General features: G+C 69.9%; 16 protein-coding genes, 2 tRNA genes and 1 riboswitch. Of the genes, 7 read left to right on the forward strand and 11 right to left on the reverse strand.

What is annotated here, in order from left to right:
* Positions 1-33 precede the first annotated feature (33 nt).
* On the forward strand, positions 34-1026 hold the full coding sequence (locus ASF43_RS15950) for a tripartite tricarboxylate transporter substrate binding protein (RefSeq protein ID WP_056183477.1): 993 nt from the start codon (positions 34-36) through the stop codon (positions 1024-1026).
* On the opposite strand, the gene ASF43_RS15955 is transcribed toward ASF43_RS15950, so the two are convergent.
* Genes ASF43_RS15955 through ASF43_RS15970 form a run of 4 tightly spaced genes read right to left on the reverse strand, consistent with a single transcriptional unit; the run spans position 1018 to position 5063 of the window.
* Positions 1018-2385 (reverse strand): class II 3-deoxy-7-phosphoheptulonate synthase, encoded by a 1368-nt coding sequence (locus tag ASF43_RS15955; protein ID WP_056182954.1) that lies wholly within the window; start codon positions 2383-2385, stop codon positions 1018-1020. The two genes, ASF43_RS15950 and ASF43_RS15955, sit on opposite strands and share 9 nt — an antisense overlap.
* A gap of 36 nt (positions 2386-2421) precedes the next feature.
* The gene (locus ASF43_RS15960) at positions 2422-3096 is read right to left on the reverse strand and encodes a PQQ-binding-like beta-propeller repeat protein (RefSeq protein WP_056182958.1); all 675 of its coding nucleotides are present in this window, start codon (positions 3094-3096) and stop codon (positions 2422-2424) included.
* 46 nt (positions 3097-3142) lie between these two features.
* Positions 3143-4363, reverse strand: a complete 1221-nt coding sequence (locus ASF43_RS15965) for a hypothetical protein (RefSeq protein ID WP_056182962.1) — start codon at positions 4361-4363, stop codon at positions 3143-3145.
* A 28-nt stretch (positions 4364-4391) separates the two neighbouring features.
* Positions 4392-5063, reverse strand: a complete 672-nt coding sequence (locus ASF43_RS15970; RefSeq protein ID WP_056182965.1) for a glutathione S-transferase family protein — start codon at positions 5061-5063, stop codon at positions 4392-4394.
* A gap of 225 nt (positions 5064-5288) precedes the next feature.
* On the opposite strand from ASF43_RS15970, the gene phhA reads away from it, so the two are divergent.
* The 4 genes from phhA to ASF43_RS15990 all read left to right on the forward strand — a co-directional run bounded on the left by phhA (position 5289) and on the right by ASF43_RS15990 (position 7250).
* Complete coding sequence (phhA, locus tag ASF43_RS15975; protein WP_056182968.1) at positions 5289-6191, forward strand: phenylalanine 4-monooxygenase; 903 nt, start codon at positions 5289-5291, stop codon at positions 6189-6191.
* A gap of 98 nt (positions 6192-6289) precedes the next feature.
* Positions 6290-6363: transfer RNA gene (locus tag ASF43_RS15980), tRNA-Cys, on the forward strand.
* Positions 6364-6433: 70 nt separating this feature from the next.
* A tRNA-Leu gene (locus ASF43_RS15985) sits at positions 6434-6526 on the forward strand.
* Between the two features lie 94 nt (positions 6527-6620).
* Positions 6621-7250, forward strand: a complete 630-nt coding sequence (locus ASF43_RS15990; RefSeq protein WP_056182970.1) for a DUF6806 family protein — start codon at positions 6621-6623, stop codon at positions 7248-7250.
* Between the two features lie 3 nt (positions 7251-7253).
* On the opposite strand, the gene ASF43_RS15995 is transcribed toward ASF43_RS15990, so the two are convergent.
* The 4 genes from ASF43_RS15995 to ASF43_RS16010 all read right to left on the reverse strand — a co-directional run bounded on the left by ASF43_RS15995 (position 7254) and on the right by ASF43_RS16010 (position 11540).
* Entirely contained in the window at positions 7254-8150 is an 897-nt protein-coding gene (locus ASF43_RS15995) for a DMT family transporter (RefSeq protein WP_235578258.1), read from the reverse strand.
* Positions 8147-9070 (reverse strand): SDR family NAD(P)-dependent oxidoreductase, encoded by a 924-nt coding sequence (locus ASF43_RS16000; protein ID WP_056183480.1) that lies wholly within the window; start codon positions 9068-9070, stop codon positions 8147-8149. Before ASF43_RS16000 ends, ASF43_RS15995 begins: the two co-directional genes overlap by 4 nt.
* Positions 9071-9086: 16 nt before the next feature.
* Entirely contained in the window at positions 9087-9905 is an 819-nt protein-coding gene (gene murI, locus ASF43_RS16005) for a glutamate racemase (RefSeq protein ID WP_056182972.1), read from the reverse strand.
* 81 nt (positions 9906-9986) lie between these two features.
* Positions 9987-11540 (reverse strand): fumarate hydratase, encoded by a 1554-nt coding sequence (locus ASF43_RS16010; protein WP_056182975.1) that lies wholly within the window; start codon positions 11538-11540, stop codon positions 9987-9989.
* A 120-nt stretch (positions 11541-11660) separates the two neighbouring features.
* Here ASF43_RS16010 and fumC point away from each other — a divergent pair, with 120 nt between their 5' ends.
* Entirely contained in the window at positions 11661-13046 is a 1386-nt protein-coding gene (gene fumC, locus ASF43_RS16015; protein WP_056182978.1) for a class II fumarate hydratase, read from the forward strand.
* A gap of 120 nt (positions 13047-13166) precedes the next feature.
* Here the strand turns inward: fumC and ASF43_RS16020 are convergent, their stop codons facing one another.
* The 3 genes from ASF43_RS16020 to ASF43_RS16030 all read right to left on the reverse strand — a co-directional run bounded on the left by ASF43_RS16020 (position 13167) and on the right by ASF43_RS16030 (position 16829).
* Positions 13167-13628: a MarR family winged helix-turn-helix transcriptional regulator gene (locus ASF43_RS16020; RefSeq protein WP_056182980.1), complete on the reverse strand. Its 462-nt coding sequence runs from the start codon at positions 13626-13628 to the stop codon at positions 13167-13169.
* 42 nt (positions 13629-13670) lie between these two features.
* A complete protein-coding gene (locus tag ASF43_RS16025; protein ID WP_056182985.1) occupies positions 13671-15332 on the reverse strand; it encodes a tannase/feruloyl esterase family alpha/beta hydrolase in 1662 nt (553 codons plus the stop codon).
* A 225-nt stretch (positions 15333-15557) separates the two neighbouring features.
* Complete coding sequence (locus ASF43_RS16030) at positions 15558-16829, reverse strand: D-amino acid dehydrogenase (RefSeq protein ID WP_056182988.1); 1272 nt, start codon at positions 16827-16829, stop codon at positions 15558-15560.
* Between the two features lie 162 nt (positions 16830-16991).
* Positions 16992-17092, reverse strand: a riboswitch (glycine riboswitch).
* 179 nt (positions 17093-17271) lie between these two features.
* Here ASF43_RS16030 and ASF43_RS16035 point away from each other — a divergent pair.
* Positions 17272-17934, forward strand: coding sequence for a hypothetical protein (locus tag ASF43_RS16035; RefSeq protein ID WP_056182991.1), 663 nt, complete (start codon positions 17272-17274; stop codon positions 17932-17934).
* Positions 17935-17999 lie beyond the last annotated feature (65 nt).

Genomic DNA, 17999 nt, shown 5'->3' on the forward strand with positions numbered 1-17999 from the left:
GCGTGTAACGTGATCGAACCTGAGGAGACCAACATGCACATCCCCCCCACCACCGCCCACATCACCCGCCGCACCGTGCTGGCCAGCGTTGGCGCCGCGTTGGCCGCCACTGCGTGGCCTGCCCTGGCACAGACGAGCGACAAGCCCGTGCGCATCGTGCTGCCCATCAGCGCGGGCTCGGGCGTGGACAACATCGCACGCGCCTCGTCGGTGGCCATCGGCAAGGCCCTGGGCCACCCGGTGGTGATCGAGAACCTGCCCGGCGCAGGGGGCGTGACGGGGGCCTCGGCCGTGGCCAAGGCCGCGCCGGACGGCTTCACGCTGGGCATGGTGTCCAACAACCACGTGATCAACCCCGCCGTCTACAAGAAGCTGCCCTACGACACCTTGAGCGACTTCACACCCATCAGCGTGATCGGCGCCACGCCGCTGGTGCTGGTGGCGGCCAAGTCGGTGCCGGCCGGCAACGTGAAGGAGCTCATCGCGCTCATCAAGGCCAGGCCCGACGACTTCAACTACGCATCGTCCGGCAACGGCACCATCATCCACCTGGCCGGCGAGATGTTCGTCGAGCAGGCTGGGCTCAAGGTGCGCCACATCCCGTACAAGGGCACGGGGCCCATGGTCAACGACCTGCTGGGCGGCCAGGTGCAGTTCGGCGTGGTCGCGCTGCCGGCGATCCAGGCGCACATCAAGAGCGGCTCGGTCAAGGCCATCGGCCTGTGTGGTGCGCAGCGCTCCGCGGCCGCGCCCGACATCCCCACCATCGCCGAGCAGGGCCTGCCCGACTACGCCGTTGAAGGCTGGTTCGCCGTGATCGGCCCAGCCAGGCTGCCGGCCGCCGATGTGCAGCGCGTGCACGAAGCACTCGTCAAGGCCTACGCCAGCCCCGAGGTGATGGACGCCATGACCAGGCAGGGCAACACCATCCGGCCCACGTCGCCGGATGAGGCGGCGAAGTTCTTCCGCAGCGAGGCCGCGCGTTATGCGGCGCTCGTCAAGAAGGCGAACGTCACCTTAGATTGAGCCCGCTCGCGCCGCCTTCAGCACATCGGCGATCTGGAACGCCAGCTCCAGGCTCTGCGAGCCGTTCAGGCGCGGGTCGCAGGCGCTGCGGTAGCGGCTGCTGAGGCCTTCGTCCGTCAGCGCCTGCGCGCCGCCGCGGCATTCGGTCACGTCCTGGCCGGTCATCTCGAAATGCAGGCCGCCCGCGTACGTGCCCTCCTGCGCGTGCGCGGCGAAGTAGCCGCGCATCTCGGCCAGGATGCGCTCGAAGTCGCGCGTCTTGTAGCCGTTGGACGCGGTCACCGTGTTGCCGTGCATGGGGTCGCAGCACCACACGGGCTTGCGGCCACTGCGGCGCACGGCGCGCAGCAGTGGCGGCAGTGCCTCGAGCACCTTGGCACTGCCCATGCGGCTGATCAGCACGGTGCGGCCGGGCTCGCCATTCGGGTCGAGCCGGTCCAGCAGGCGCATCACGTCGTCGGCGCTGGCGGTGGGGCCGAGCTTCACGCCCACGGGGTTGGCCAGGCCGCGCAGGTACTCCACGTGCGCGGCGTCCAGGCTGCGCGTGCGCTCGCCCAGCCACAGCATGTGGGCCGATCCGCCATACCACTGGCCGGTGCGCGCGTCGTAACGCGTGAGCGCCTGCTCGTAATGCAGGTGCAGCGCCTCGTGCGAGGTGTAGAACTCCACCGCATGCAGCTGCGGCGTGCGCGCGGCATCGAAGCCGCAGGCTTCCATGAAGGCCAGCGACTCGGTGATGCGGTTGGCCAGTTCCGCGAAGCGCTCCCCCTGCGGGCTGGTGCGCACGAAGTCGGCCGTCCAGCGGTGCACCTCGTGCAGGTCGGCAAAGCCGCCCTGGGCCAGTGCGCGCAGCTGGTTCAGCGTGGTCGTGGAATGGGCATAGGCCGTCAGCAGCCGCGCCGGGTCGGGCTGGCGCGCCTGGGCGTCGAAGGCGTTGCCGTTGATGATGTCGCCCCGGTAGGACGGCAGCGTGACGCCGTCCACCGTCTCCATGTCCGAGGAACGCGGCTTGGCGAACTGGCCTGCGATGCGGCCGAGCTTGACCACCGGGCAGGCGGCTGCGTAGGTGAGCACCACGGCCATCTGCAGGATCACGCGGAAGGTCGATTCCACGGCGTCCTGCCCGAAGGCGTCGAAGCTCTCGGCACAGTCGCCGCCCTGCAGCAAAAAGGCCTCGCCGCGCGCCACGGCGGCCAGCCGCGTGCGCCGCTGTGCGATCTCGCCGGGGAAGATCAGCGCAGGCAGCGTGGACAGGCGCTGCTCTGTGTCGCGCAGCGCGGTGGCGTCGGCGTAGCTGGGCAGCTGCAGGGCAGGGCGCTCGCGCCAGGAGGCCGGGGTCCAGTTGTGTTCGGTGTGCATGGGCGGAGCTTATGCCGTTTGCGGCCACCCGCTGCATCAGGATGCCGCGCGCCCGGGCCGGCGCACGGCGCGCAGCTTGCCGCTGGCGCCACCACCGCAATAGAACAGGCCGGCGCCGTCGGACTCCAGCCCGCTCACATGGGTGCCGTCCGGCATCTGCAGGCGCTCGCGCACGGCGCCGGTCTGCGGGTCGATGTGGCGCAGCTCGCTCTCGTCGCCGTCCCAGGTGCCGTGCCACAGCTCGCCGTCGTCCCAGGTCACGCCGGTCACGAAGCGGTCGGACGCGATGGTGCGCAGGATGGCGCCCGTGGCGGGGTCGATCTGGTGGATCTTGCGCTCGCGGTACTGGCCGACCCACAGGCTGCCTTCGGCCCAGGCCATGCCCGAGTCGCCACCGTGGCCGGGCGCGGGGATGGAGGCCAGTACCTGGCCCGTGGCCGGGTCGATCTTGTCGATGCGCGACTGCGCGATCTGGTAGAGGTGCTTGCCGTCGAAGGCGGTGCCGGCATCGCAGGCGCGCGCCAGCACACGCGTGGCCGCGCCGCTGGCAGGGTCGATGGCGAGCAGACGCTCGCCGGTGGCGGCCCAGACCTGGTGGCCGTCGTGCGTGACGCCGTGGATGGTGCTGGCGCCGGGAAAGGGGCCGTATTCGCGCACGATCTCGGCGCTCTGGCGCGAGGTGGCAGGTGGGGCGGTGGTGGCCTGGTCCATGGTGATCTCCTGGTGGTGCGCCGGGGATCGGCGCCGTGGGTTCACTCTAGCCAGACGGCAGCGCGGCGGGGAGTAACAAGATCGTCGTGAATCCCGCCAGGGGCGGCGCCAGCCAGCGGCGTGCACGCGCCCGGCCGATGGCGCGCACGCGACCGGCAGACTCCAGTTCTCCGAGCGCGCGCTGCACGGTGCGCTGGCTGTCGCCCAGCGCGAGCGCCAGCGCCGAGGTCGACCACGCGGCGCCATCGGCCAGAAGCGCGAGCAACGAGGCCTGCTGGCCCGCGATGGGCGGCGCCAGCACGACGACGCGGTCCGCAGCATGGGGGCGCAGCGCGAAGCCGCGCGGCGTGGCCTCGATGTGCGCCAAGCCCGCGACGAGCGTGCGCAAGCGGCCCAGCTCGACGCGCAGCCGCGCGCGGTGCGTGTCGTCGCCATCGCGCGTGCGAAAGGCCTTGGCGATCAGCGCGTGGCGCTCCGCATCGAGGGGCCAGGCTTCGGCGAGCGTGCAGGCCAGCGCGAACAGCACGGGCCGGCGCGCCAGCGGCAGCCAGGCATCGCCCACGCGCAGACCGTGGCGACAGCCATCCAGGACCAGCGCGCCCGAGGCCATGACCGCCGCCACCTCCGCCAGCCGCAGCGGCTGCGCGCCGCCGGCGCCGATGCAAAGCGCAGCAGGGCAGTCCAGCGCAGCACGTGCCAGCGCGGCCTCGGCCTGCAGGGCAGGCACCTGGGCGCGCGCGGCTGCGTTCTGTGCACGATCGAGCGCGGCCAGGGCGGTGTCGATGCGCAGGGACCGCAGCGCCAGCTCGGCCTGCGCCAGCGCGGCCACGGCGGCGAGGACGGGGGGCAATCCGCGCGCGTCGAGCACGGCCAGGGCGGCAGCGGCCTGGTCGAGCCGGCCCAGCAGCAGCAGCCGGCGCGCTGCGATCAGGCGCGCCTGGAGCGCGTTGGCGGGATCGCCACGCGATTGCAGGGTGGTGGCCGCGGCCGCCAGCGGGCGCGGCGAGCCGCCCAGGTCGCGCAGCGCCAGCGCCACCTCGGCCTCAGCCACGACGCAGCGGGCGCGGGCCACGACTTCGTGCGTGCCGAAGCCGCGCGCCGCGCGGCGCAGCAACTCGCGCGCACGCGGCAATTCGCCGAGCTGGGCCATGGCAATGCCGCGCAGCGCCAGCGCGGGCGCGTCGTCGCGCAAGGCCACACGCTGCAGGGCTGCCAACGGGTCGCCCGCGGCCAGGGCGCGGGCGGCGGCGTTGATCAGCGAGTCCATGACGGCATGCGCCCACCCGCGCGGCCCGTCAGGCGTCCGTGGCCGAGCTAGCCGCCACGCCCTGCGCGACGGCCGCGGCCTGTTGCGCCGCCAGGGCGCGCACGAAGCCGTCGCGCTGCTGCAGCCGCGCCCAGTAGGCCTGCACGGCTGGCGGGAAGCGCTCCACCAGTCCCAGGAAGCCGCCCAGCATCAGCGCATAGCCGACCGATACATCGGCCCCGGTGAAGCGGCCGGCGCACAGGTGGTCATCGTGCGTCAGCAAGGCGTCGATGGCGCGCAGGCGTGCCAGGAACCACTTGGTGTAATCCTCGGCCGCCTGCGGGATCTGCCGCTCGGGCGGCTCGAAGCGGCCGTAGCGCAGCGCGATGGTCTGCGGGAAGGTGAGCGTGGCCTCGCCGTGGTGCAGCCAGTTGAGGTAGGCCGCGTAGCCGGGCTCGCCGGGCTTCACGTGCAGACCGCGTGCGTTGCCCGGGTCCAGCGTCTCGGCAAGGTACTGGCACATGGCGGCGGACTCGGTCATGGCCACGCCGTCGCCCTCGAGAAAGGGCACGGTGCCCAGCACGTTGATCGCAAGGTAGCTGCGTTCGCGCGCGCGCGGGGGGAAGGGCAGCATCCTGAGCACGTAGGGCGCCTGCAGCTCCTCCAGCATCCACAGCGGCCGGAACGATCGTGCATTCACGCAGTGGTACAGGGTCAGCATGGCGGGTCTCCGTCGGTGTTCGGGCAAGGCGTGGGCGCGCGCCGTGCAGGATTCCTGCGCACCCGGCGGCCGGGGCGCGCAATGCACAGGATGCCTGCGCGCAGATTCGGGTCCACTGCAGGCACCGGGCGGCGCCAGGCAATGTAGCCCAGGCCCGCGCGCCCGCCGGTCGCGCAGGTGGCATCATGGCCGGGGCGCGCACCGTGCAATCTTCTGGAGGACGACATGCTGCGACAACTGAACGAACACGCCGACGCGCCCACCCGGCATGGGCTGGCGGCCGGCGCCGCCGCCGCGCCGCAGCGGCCCGACTGGACCATCGACCAGGGCTGGGACCGCTACACGGCCGAGGAGCATGCGGTCTGGAAGACGCTGTTCGAGCGCCAGAGCAAGCTGCTGCCGGGCCGGGCCTGCGATGCCTTCGTGGCCGGCATGCGCGACCTGCCGATCGGCCCGGAGCAGATCCCCGACTTCCGTGCGCTGAGCGAGGTCCTGATGCAGCGCAACGGCTGGCAGGTCGTGGCCGTGCCGGGCCTGGTGCCGGACGACGTGTTCTTCGAGCACCTGGCGAACCGGCGATTCCCTGCCGGGCACTTCATCCGCAAGCCGCACGAGCTGGACTACCTGGAAGAGCCCGACGTGTTCCACGACGTGTTCGGCCATGTGCCCATGCTCATGAACCCGGCGATCGCCGACTACATCCAGGCCTACGGCGAAGGCGGCTTGCGCGCGCAAAAGCTGGGCGTGCTGGACAAGCTCGCCCGCGTGTACTGGTACACGGTGGAGTTCGGCCTGGTGCAGCAGGCCGACGGCCTGCGCATCTACGGCGCCGGCATCGCGTCCAGCTACACCGAGACCGTGTTTGCGCTGGACGACGCCTCGCCCAACCGCATCGCCTTCGACCTGGAGCGCGTGATGCGTACGCACTACCGCATCGACGATTTCCAGGAGAGCTACTTCGTGATCGATGACCTGGATCAGCTGCTCGAGTTGGCGCGCATCGACTTCGGCCCGCTGTACCAGCGCATCGAGGGCCAGCCCGAGTACCAGCCCGGGACCTTGCTGCCCGGCGATCGCGTGCGCACGCGCGGCACCGGCCGCTACCACGCGGCCAAACGCGCGGCGTGAGCCGCGGCCAGGCGCTTGTGCGCTGGTATAGAATCGCAGGCTCGACGGTTGGCTGCCAACCCTCGCAAAAAGTGCGTACCAGCGCATTTTTGATGCTCGGCGCGATAGGAAAGCGGTTATCCACCGGATTGCAAATCCGTCTAGCCCGGTTCGACTCCGGGTCGCGCCTCCAAGATCGACAAGCCCCTGCAGCCATTGGCCGCAGGGGCTTTTTGTTGCCGCACGCGCGCCTGCGCTGCGTCGCCTCGATGGTGAAATTGGTAGACACAGCGGACTTAAAATCCGCCGCTTTCCCGTGAGGGGGCGTACCGGTTCGACCCCGGTTCGAGGCACCACCGATCTGCACGGCATGCGCCGCCCGTCCATCCCGTCAGGGGCCCGAATGGCCGCGCGTTGGCACATCCCTCACACCCGATTACCATCGTCTCCATGTCACGTTACAACGCCCCCTTCGAGATCCATGTGCACGGCCAGGTGCAATTGCGCGCGGACGTGAGCTACGAGCAGATCCAGGAGGCGCTCAAGCCTTTGTGGAAATACGCCGGCGCGCGTTCGCTGGCGGCCGCGGCCGCCAGCGCCTACGAGGAAGAACCCGGAATCCGCTTCGAGCCCGCCGACCGCATGCTGGACATGTGCTGGACGGTGCCCGGCGACGACGACTTCAAGCAGGCCCTGGACGAGATGTGCATGAGCCTGAACGAGCTGGCCGAGCAGGGCGCGGCCATCGAGGTCACCTTCTACGATGCCGACTTCGACGAGGACGAGGAAGGCCCGGAGGACGAGGAGTCGCGCGACGACTTCCTGATGCTGTTCGTCGGCCCCAACCCCGCCGCCATCATGCAGGTGCAGCGCGACCTGCTGGTGCAGGACGTGATCCACACCATGGAGCGCCACTTCGACGCGAGCGAACTGGCCGGCGTGGTCGAGCAGATCGACAAGCTGTTCAACCAGCGCTTCGACGCGCTGACCAACTCGCTGGATCTGGGCAAGCCGTCGCGCGGCCCGGGCTCCGGTGGCCACGGCGGTGGCGGTGGCCGCCGGCCGCGCCACCTGCACTGAGCACTAACCCGGCGACGCCGGCGCCGGCACGCGCCGCAGGTTCATCAGGTTGCCGACCAGGATCAGCGCCGTGCCCAGCACCATGGGCCAGCTGAACGCCTCGGCATAGACCAGCCAGCCGGCCAGCGCCGACAGGGGCACGCGCAGGAAGTCCATGGGCACCACGACCGTGGCATCGGCAAGCGCCATGGCGCGCGCGATGCAGTAGTGCGAGAAGGTGCCGCAGAACGCGATCAGCACCACCCAGGCCCAGCCCGCGGGCGACGGCCAGCGCCACACGGCCAGCGCCGGCAGCAGCCCCAGCACCGATTGCACGACCAGCATCCAGAACATGATGGTCACGGCCTGGTCCCAGCGCGTGAGCGACTTCACGAGGATCACCGACACCGCGAAGCCCAGCGCCGCCGCCAGCGCGATGGCCTGTCCCGCGCCCAGCGCCTGCCCGCCCCCGGGGCGCGCGATCATGGCCACACCCACGGCGCCCAGCACGACGGCGGCCACCTTCCAGCGGTGCAGCCGCTCGCCCAGGAACAGCGCGGCGAGCAGCACCGTCCAGATCGGCATCGTGAACTCGATGGCCACCACCTGGCCTAGCGGGATCATGGTGAGCGCGACGAACCAGCCGTACTGCGCGACGTAGTGCACGGCATTGCGCAGCACGTGGCGCGGCAGGTGGCGGCTGCGCATTGCGCGCAGGCCGCCTGCGGCGTGCACCAGCGGGTAGAGCATCAGCATGCCCATCAGCGAGCGCATCTCCATGATCTGGAACACGGCCAGCTCGCGCGCCGCCTGCCGGCCGGCCACCGCGATCACGACCATCAGCAACAGCCAGCCTGCGACCCAGGGCGCCGCGCGGCGTGCCTGCTGCGCAGCGCTGGTCGGGATCGCCGCGGACGTCAATGCGCGCCCGGCGCGTCCAGCGCGAAAGCCGGTGGCTGGCGGCCGTCGACATCGGTGAAGCCGTAGCGCTGCGCCAGCTCGGCCACCAGGTGCACGCCGCCGCTGAGGTCCATGACCTGCGGATCGGCGGCCAGTGCGGCGACGGCGCTGCCCAGGTAATGCGGCGACTCGGTGCGGGCCAGGGCAGGGCGCTCGTGCCAGTGATCCTCGTCGGTCTGGTGGCCGGCCAGCACGAACTCGGTGCGCATCCAGCCGGGCGAGACGGCCAGCGAGGCCACGCCGTGCGGCCGCAGGTCCTGCGCCATGCCGAAGGCCAGCCGCGTCATCGCGGCCTTGGCCAGGTCGTAGAACAGGTTGCCGCGCAGGTACTCGCCGCGGTCGTGAAAAGTGGTGGTGACGATCAGGCCCTGCTGGCGCGCGACCATCAGAGGCGCCGCGTGGCGGCTGGCGACCACGTGGTTGCGCACGCCGTGCTCGAACATGCTCTGCCAGTGCGCCAGCGGCTGCTGCCAGAACGGCGCATCGAACACGCCGTCGAAGCTCTCGTGGCCGCCCCAGGCGTTGTTGACCAGCAGGTCGACGCGGCCCTGCTCGCGCTGCACCTGCTCGAACAGCGCACGGACCTGGTCGTCGTCCGCATGGTCGCAGCGCACGGCGATGCCTTTGCCGCCGGCCTTGTCGACGGCGTCGGCCGTGCTGTCGATGTCGCCGGGCAGCTTGTCGAGGCTGGAGAGCGCAAGGATCTGGTCGTAGCCGGGGGCGGGCTGCCCGCGTGTGCTGCGCCCGGTCACGTAGACCGTGGCGCCTGCGGCGCCGAGTGCGATCGCGATGGCGCGGCCAGCGCCGCGGCTGGCGCCGGTCACCACGGCGATGCAGTCCTTCAAGGGATGGGGGTCCGGTTCGTCGGGTTGCACGGGCAGCCTTTCGTGAGGGAGATCAGGCGATCGTGCCACGGGCCGGCAGGGCCTGTAGGTGCGGCAGCCAATGCCGCACGGCGGCGTCCAGTCTTTGCGGCTCGCCGCTGGTCAACAGGCCCAGACGGCCGGGGCCGGTCCTTCGGGCCAGGCCATCGGGCCCCAGGCGCCGCACGGTCTGCCGCGCGACCGCCTCGCCGGTCGCCACCAGCTGCACGGCCGGGCCGACCAGGGCCTGGATCACGGGCTGCACCAGCACGTAATGCGTGCAGCCCAGCACCAACGTGTCGATCTCGCCCGGCTCGCTGCCGAAGGCGCCCATCTTCGCCACGTAGCGCGCGCACAGCGCCTGCACGGGCGCATCGCCGCCACCCTGCGCCGACGCGTCGATGGCCGCGGCCAGGCCGTCGCAGGGCTGCAGCACGATCTGCGCATTGCCGCCCACGGCCGCCTGCAAAGCCTTGAAGCGCGCACTGGCCAGTGTTCCGCGGGTGGCGATCACGCCGATGCGGCCGGTGCGGCTGCTGGCGGCTGCGGGTTTGAGCGCGGGCTCCACGCCCACCACGGGCAGGTCCGCATGCAGCGCGCGCACGGCCTCGACGGCGGCCGCCGTCGCGGTGTTGCAGGCGATCACCAGGGCCTTGATGCCGTGCCCGCGCAGCACTTGCGTGATGGCCCGCGTACGCTGCACGACGAAGGCCTCGTCGCGCTCGCCATAAGGGCCGAAGCCACTGTCGTCGAAGTACAGGAAGTCCTCGGATGGCAAGGCATCGCGCAGCGCGCGCAGCACCGACAGGCCGCCGGTGCCGCTGTCGAACACGCCGATCGGCTGCGCGCTCACGGCTGTACCTTTTGGCCTGCGGCCTGTCCCGCCAGGCGGGCGCGAGCTTGCTTGGGGCAGCGCGGCGCAGCGCTCATCCGTTCAGGCGGGTGTCAGCGCGATGTTCTTGAATTCGCCGGTCGCGATGCGCTTTTGCCACTCGGCCGGGCCGGTGATGTGGGCGCTGGTGCCGCCGGCGTCCACGGCCACGGTGACCGGCATGTCGACCACGTCGAACTCGTAGATCGCCTCCATGCCCAGGTCGGCGAAGCCCACGACCTTGGCGGTCTTGATGGCCTTGCTGACCAGGTAGGCGGCACCGCCCACGGCCATTAGGTAGGCGCTCTTGTGCTTCTTGATCGCCTCGATGGCGACCGGGCCGCGCTCGGACTTGCCGATCATGGAGATCAGGCCCGTTTCGGCCAGCATCATCTCGGTGAAGCCGTCCATGCGCGTGGCCGTCGTCGGGCCGGCAGGGCCCACGGCCTCGTCGCGCACCGGGTCCACGGGGCCCACGTAGTAGATGACGCGGTTGGTGAAGTCCACGGGCAGCTTCTCACCCTTGGCCAGCATGTCCTTGATGCGCTTGTGCGCGGCGTCGCGGCCGGTCAGCATCTTGCCGTTCAAGAGCAACGTGTCGCCCGGCTTCCAGCTCGCGACTTCTTCCTTGGTCAAGGTGTTGAGGTCGACTCGTCTGCTCTTGTTGTAGTCGGGCGCCCAGTTCACCTGGGGCCACAGGTCCAGCGACGGCGGGTCCAGGTAGACCGGGCCTGAACCATCGAGCACGAAGTGCGCGTGGCGCGTGGCCGCGCAGTTGGGGATCATGGCCACTGGCTTGCTGGCCGCGTGCGTGGGGTACATCTTGATCTTGACGTCGAGCACGGTGGTGAGGCCACCCAGGCCCTGCGCGCCGATGCCCAGTGCGTTGACCTTCTCGTACAGCTCGATGCGCAGAGCCTCGACCTTGCTGAGATCCGCGCCGCTGGCCTTCTTGGCCTGCAGCTCGTACATGTCCAGGTCGTCCATCAGCGACTCCTTGGCCATCAACACCGACTTCTCGGCCGTGCCGCCGATGCCGATGCCCAGCATGCCGGGCGGGCACCAGCCGGCGCCCATGGTCGGCACGGTCTTGAGCACCCAGTCGACGATGCTGTCGCCGGGGTTGAGCATGGCCATCTTGCTCTTGTTCTCGCTGCCGCCGCCCTTGGCCGCCACGGTCACGTCGATGGTGTTGCCCGGCACGATCTCGGTGAACACCACGGCCGGCGTGTTGTCCTTGGTGTTCTTGCGGTCGAAGTGCGGGTCGGCGACGACCGAGGCGCGCAGCGTGTTGTCGGGGTGGTTGTAGCCGCGGCGCACGCCTTCGTTGATCGCGTCGTCCAGGCTGCCCGTGAAGCCCTCCCAGCGCACGTCCATGCCCACCTTGAGAAACACGTTGACGATGCCGGTGTCCTGGCAGATTGGGCGCTGGCCGGTCGCGCTCATCTTGCTGTTGGTGAGGATCTGCGCGATGGCGTCCTTGGCGGCCGGGCTCTGCTCGCGGGCGTAGGCGCGGGCCAGGTGGGCGATGTAGTCCGTGGGGTGGTAGTAGGAGATGTATTGCAGCGCTGCAGCGATCGATTCGATCAAGTCGGCCTGCTTGATGGTCGTGGTCATGGCGTGGGGGAATCGTTGTTGGAATGCGGCTGCAATTATCGTTGGCCTCCATCCGTGCGCATGTCGAGCGGATGGTGTCCGTTAAGATGAGAAACGTTCTTGTTTGAAAGCCTTCATACCATGTCCACCCGTTCCGAACGCGATACCTTTGGCCCGATCGACGTGCCCGCCGACAGGCTGTGGGGCGCGCAGACGCAGCGCTCGCTGCAGAACTTCGACATCTCCGGCGAGCGCCAGCCCAAGGAGATCATCCGCGCGCTGGCACAGGTCAAGCGCGCCTCGGCCACCGTGAACCACGCCCTGGGCCTGCTGGACGCGAAGAAGAAGGACGGCATCGTCGCCGCCGCGCAGGAGGTCATCGACGGCAGGCATCCGGACGAGTTCCCGCTCGTGGTCTGGCAGACCGGCTCGGGCACGCAGACCAACATGAACCTCAACGAGGTGATCGCCAACCGCGCCAGCGAGCTGCTGGGCGGCGAGCGAGGCGAGGGCCGGCTCGTGCACCCCAACGACGACGTGAACAAGAGCCAGTCGTCCAACGACGTGTTCCCCACGGCCTCGCACGTGGCCGCCGTGGACGCGCTGACGAACAAGCTGCTGCCCGCGATCGACAAGCTCACCGCCACGCTGGCGCAAAAGGCCAAGGACTTCGACGGCATCGTGAAGATCGGCCGCACCCATCTGCAGGACGCCACGCCGCTCACGCTGGGCCAGGAAATCTCGGGTTGGGTCGCGCAACTGGAGCATGGCAAGAAGCACGTGCAGGCCGCGCTGCCGCACCTCTATGAACTCGCGCTCGGCGGCACCGCCGTGGGAACCGGCCTCAACGCGCCCAAGGGCTATGCCGAAGGCGTGGCCGAGGAGATCGCCACCATCACCGGCCTGCCGTTCGTCACCGCGCCCAACAAGTTCGAAGCCCTGGCCTCGCAGGACGGCCTGGTGCACGCCCACGGCGCGCTGAAGACCCTGGCCGCCAGCCTCACCAAGATCGCCAACGACGTGCGCTGGCTGGCCAGCGGCCCGCGCAGCGGCATCGGCGAACTGAGCATCCCCGAGAACGAGCCCGGCTCGTCCATCATGCCGGGCAAGGTCAACCCCACGCAGAGTGAGGCCGTGACCATGCTCGCGGCCCAGGTGTTCGGCAACGACGTGGCCATCAACATCGGCGGTGCGTCCGGCAACTTCGAGCTGAACGTGTTCCGCCCGCTCGTGGCGCACAACTTCCTGCAGAGCGTGCGGCTTCTGGCCGACGGCATGGTGAGCTTCAACGACAACTGCGCGGTCGGCATCGAGCCGAATCGCGAGCGCATCGCCCACCTGGTCGAGCAGTCGCTGATGCTGGTCACCGCGCTGAACCCGCACATCGGCTACGACAAGGCCGCCTTCATCGCCAAGAAGGGCCACAAGGAAGGCCTGAGCCTGCGCGACGCGGCCATCGCCTCGGGCCATGTGACGGGCGAGCAGTTCGACCAGTGGGTGATCGCCGACAACATGGTGGGCCGCTGATGCGTCGATGACGCGACGAAGTCCGCCCCACCCACCGCGGCGTGGACCGCAAGCAGCCCAGAGGCTCGGGCGCGGATCGGTCTGCGCTGAGGGTTGCGAGGGCTAGGCGACCCGGCTGCCTCAAGGCATCTCGGCCATGCGCCGCAACAGGTAGACGAGGGCCAGGCGTTCGGCCGGATTGAAGTCGCCGAAGGTGCGATCGGTCACCTGCTGCGCGAATGGCACGGTGGCGGCCACCAGTTGCCGGCCCGCGTCCGTCAGCGCCAGCTCGCGCTTGCGGCCGTCGCGCTGGTGGGCCGATACGGTGAGCAGGCCGCGGGCGACCAGCCGCTCCACCACGCCGCGCACCGTGGCCTGGTCGATGGCCGTGCGCTTGACCACGTCGTTGAGCGAGCAGCCTCCCATGTCGCGCACGGCACACAGCGTCACGAACTGTGCCGCGGTCAGTTGCGAGTCTGGAATCGCAGACTGGAACAGCGCCACGTGCCGCTGGTAGGCGCGCCGCAGCAGATGGCCCACCTGGTCGGTGACCGCGTAGTCGGCGCTGCTGTCGGGCAGTAGGTCAGGGGGTGTGCGTCGCATGCGTGGGACGCGCGGCGCAACACGGGCGCCGCACGTAGCCGGTTACTGGCAACTGAAGTTGGCGGCGTCTTCGATGCTGCCCGAGCCCTTGTAGACAGCCTCCTGCGGGTAGGCACACAGCGGGCGTGTGCGGCCGGGCCACGCCACTCCCGCCGCGGCGCGCGCGGTGGAAACCATCACATCGGGCGCCGCGCCCTTCTCGACCCAGTCCACCAATGCGCCGACCGCGTTGAACTGGTCGGTGCCGTAGCTGCCGCCCGAGCAATGGCCCATGCCTGGCACGAAGAAGGCACGCGTGAAGGCTGCGGTCTGATCGTCGCCATAGCGCGCCTGCACCTTGCGGTAGTAGGCCTGCACGTCGTGGATGGAGAAGGCCAGGTCGGCCGCGCCGTTGAAGATGATGAGCTTGCCGCCGCGGGCCCGGAAGCGGTCCATGTTGGGCGACTCGGCGTTGGTGAAGTCGTTGCCCGAGCGCGTGAACGTGGCGGTGGTCGCGGTGAGCTTGGCGAACTCCGCATCGATGGCCGCCGTCAGGCCGTAGCCCAGCAGGTCGGCCGTGATGGTCGGCGGCGTGGTGTAGATGTGCGAGGCCTCGCCCGCGAAGATGGTGTAGAACGGATTGGCCGTCTGCGCGGCCATGCCAGGGTCGAAGGGCCAGGGCGCGTAGACCTGCTCACCGGCGGAGGTGCGGGCCCCGTCGAACAGTTTCTTCACGTAGCTGGCCTTCTCGGGCGACAGGCAATTGCTGCTCGCGCCGCCTTCGCAGGCCCAGGTGAGCGGGTCGGGCTTGCAGGCGCTCATGCGGCTGACCATGCCATCGTTGGCGCCGTCCAGCGCGTCGCAGGCGTCCAGGATGCGTTGGCGCACCACGGCCTGGTCGTCGGCGGTCAGCGTCCGGGTGATATCGGGCCGGCCATCGGCACCGGCGGGGGCGATGGCCGCCGCGATCTGGGCCTGGTAGACCGAGCCCTGGATGGACGCCTGCGTGAGCCGAAAGCCAGGCGCGGCAGCGACGATGCCGTCGAACAGGTCCGGGTACCGCTGGGCGGCGACCATGGCCTGGCGGCCTCCGTTGGAGCAACCGACGAAGTACGACCGCACGGGCTGGATGCCGTAGAACCTGCGGATCAGCGACTTGGCTGCAGCCGTGACCTGCGGCAGCTGCTGGTCGCCGTATTCGTAGCGGGCCTGCGGGTCAGCGCCGAAAAGGAAGCTGCCGTTGGCCACGCCTGTCTCGGCGCGGTGGCCCGAATCGGTGGTGACCACCGCGTAGCCGTCGAGCAACGCGTTGCGGGTGTTGCCGCCGCCGGTGTAGGCACCGAGCGCGCGGAACAAGGTGCCATCCACGCCCGAGCCACCTTGGTAGTAGAAGCGGCTGTTCCACTGGTACGGCAGGCTGAGCTCGAAGCCCAGGGCATAGGGCTTGCCATCGATCCCGGTGCGCTGGTTCATGGCGCCGCGCAGCAGGCAGTGCTGCGGCACCGACGTCGCCGTCACCGCGCCGGTGGACGCCTCGGTGTAGGTCGATTCGCTGACGGCGCCGCCCGTCACGGCTGTGCCGTTGAGCGCGGCGCAGGCGGACTGGAACTGCTCCAGCGTCATGCTGATCGGCGTGGCATCGTCGTCGCTGCCTCCGCAGCCTGACAGGGCAAGGGCGAACAGGACGGCGCTGGCAGATATCGTGGTTTGACGCAGGCTTTTCATCGCTGACTCCAGAGTGAAGGGGCAGGGTGGCGCAGCATCGGACCGCTGGAACCTAACGCAATTCGAGCGCATACGCTTCAATCCCCCAAGCAAGCCGTGCGCCAGCCTCCTGGCTGCATTTGCCGGCGCCAAGCCGTGTGTTCGTGCAATTGAAGTGCATGCGCTCTGTCGAAGCTGGTGCGCCATGCCATCGCGCCGCACCGGCTTGGCGCATGCCGCCGCTTGTCAGGCCGGTGCCAATGGCGTCTGCGGCAGGCCGCGCGGGCTGCGGGCATACGCACCGGCCACCGTCCCCGCCACCATGTCCGCCGTCACGGCCGACAGCGTCCACCCCAGGTGCCCGTGCCCGGTGTTGTAGAAGACGTTCGCCGCGCTCCCGCGCCCCACGCGCGGCAGCATGTTCGGCATCATGGGCCGCAGGCCGGCCCAGGGCGTCACGCGGCGCGTGTCCACGCCGGGGAAGCACTCGCGTACCCAATCCACCAGCGGGCGGATGCGGTCGGCACGGATGTCGCGGTTCTCGCCGTTGAACTCGGCCGTGCCGGCCACGCGGAAACGGTCCGGCCCCAGGCGGCTGGTGACCAGCTTGGTCGCGTCGTCGAGCAGGCTCACATTCGGCGCGGCGGCGCGGCTGGCTGCGTCGTCCAGGTGCACGGTGATGGAGTAGCCCTTGACCGGGTAGATGTTCACGCGGTCGCCCAGCGCGGCGGCGAAGCGGCGGCTGGCCACGCCGGCGCAGACCACCACACCGTCGTGCGGGCGCGTGCGCCGCAGGCCATCGGGGCCGACCGAGACGATCCGCACGCAGTCGGCGTCGCTCTGCACCGATTCGACCTGCTGCTCGTACAGGCACTGCACGCCGCGCCGTGCGGCAGCCTGCGCCAGGCCGACCGTGAAGCGGTGGATGTCGCCCGTGCTGTCGCTCTCGGTGTACCAGCCACCGAAGTAGTCGCCGGCCAGCGTGGGCTCGATGGCCTTCATCTCGCTGGGTGTCACGGCGCGACGCTGCAGACCGCCCTTGGCCAGCAGCTCCGACACGCGGCCCGCGTGGTCGAAGCCCGCCTTGTCGCGGTAGATGTGCAAGATGCCTTCGCGCTTGTGGTCGAAGGCGATGCCTTCGTCCGCGGCCCAGCCGAGCAGGTGCTCGCGCGCGGCGATCGCCAGCCTGGTCGTCTCGACGGTGTTGCGCTCGTAGTGCGGCATCGCGGCGATGAACTCGGCGAACCACGACAGCTTGTGCCAGCTGGGCTTGGGCGAGACCAGAAGCGGTGCGTCCGCGCGCAGCATCCACTTCAAGCCCTTGAGCATGGTGGCGGGCAGGTTCCACACCTCGGCGTTCGAGGCCGACAGCTGGCCGCCGTTGGCGAACGAGGTTTCCATCGCGGCGTAGCGGTGGCGTTCGTACAGGGTGACGTCGAAACCGCGGCGCGCGAGGGCATAGGCGGTGGTGACACCGGTGATGCCGCCGCCGACGACGGCGATATGGGATGGCTGCATGCAAGGCTCCAGAACACGCCAGGGGGTTGGGACCACCGCACGACCGTGCGGCAGACACCCCCTCTGTGCTGGACCTGAGAGATTCACGCGCGGCCGGGGCTGCACGCTTGCTCCTTCGGTGCACCCGGTTGGCGCAGCCGCCGGGCGCTCTTCAGAGTCTGGTTCGTGGGGCCGGTCCTGGTGCCTGAGAGATTCCGGGGCGGTTGCTCCTTCGGCGCCGACCGCAGCAGCTGCTGCGGTGCGGACTCTCCCGATCCCACGCCGGCCCGCATCTGGGATGCCGGCCGGGTGTGGCGCACCTTGCGGTGGCGCCGAGGCCGCGATTGTGGCGTGGCGCGCTGAGCTTGCCAAGGGTTTTCCCGAGCCGTTCATCGCGACCGAGGCCGCGGGCCACAGTCTGGCGTCGGCGCTGTGCCCGCGCCATGTTCGGGACAATGCCGCGATGAGTGCTGCCGACTTCCTTCTGTCTCCTGCCGTCCAGGCCATCTTGAAACTCGCGTTCTCCGAGCCGGCCCGCGCGTTCGCCGCCGACGACTTCGCCCGCCAGGCCAAGCTGGCCCTGCCCGAGGTCGAGGCCACGTTGGCGCACCTGGCCAGCAGCGGCGTGCTCGTGCAGGCCGACACCGCCGACGATCAACCGCCCGCCTGGTGCGCCAACACCGCTTTCGTCTTCTACGCTGAGCTGCGGCGCATCGCCCTGAAATCCTTCGCCGCCGCCGAGCCCCTGCGCGCCATGCTGCGCAGCAAGTTCAAAGGCCAGGTGGAGCGCGCGTTCCTGCTGGGAGAAGACCCTGCAACGCAGATGCTGAGTCTGCTCATCGTGCATGGCGAAGATGCACCGGACAAAGCCGTGCTGGACCAGGCGCTCAAGAAGCTCATCAAGTCCCGCGCCATCCACCAGCATGTGCATGCGCTCGTGATGCCGGCCACACGGTTCGATGCCTTGAAGGCAGGCGATAACTTGCTGGCCCAGCTGGCAGTCGATACCTGCATCGACATTTCTCCGTCGCCCCAGCGCAAGCCGGCCACCAAGGCTGCGGCCACCCAGCCCGTGGGCCTGCTGGAGAAGGCCCGCAGGCGGCTGGCGGGCCTCACGCGGGCTTGAAGCCGCTGCGCGCGCGTGGCGATGGAGCAGCTTGCTTGTAGGCGCATGCCGCGTGTTGTCGATCG

It is taken from the genome of Pseudorhodoferax sp. Leaf267 (assembly GCF_001422405.1).
In the GTDB taxonomy this organism is placed as follows: Bacteria; Pseudomonadota; Gammaproteobacteria; order Burkholderiales; family Burkholderiaceae_C; genus Pseudorhodoferax.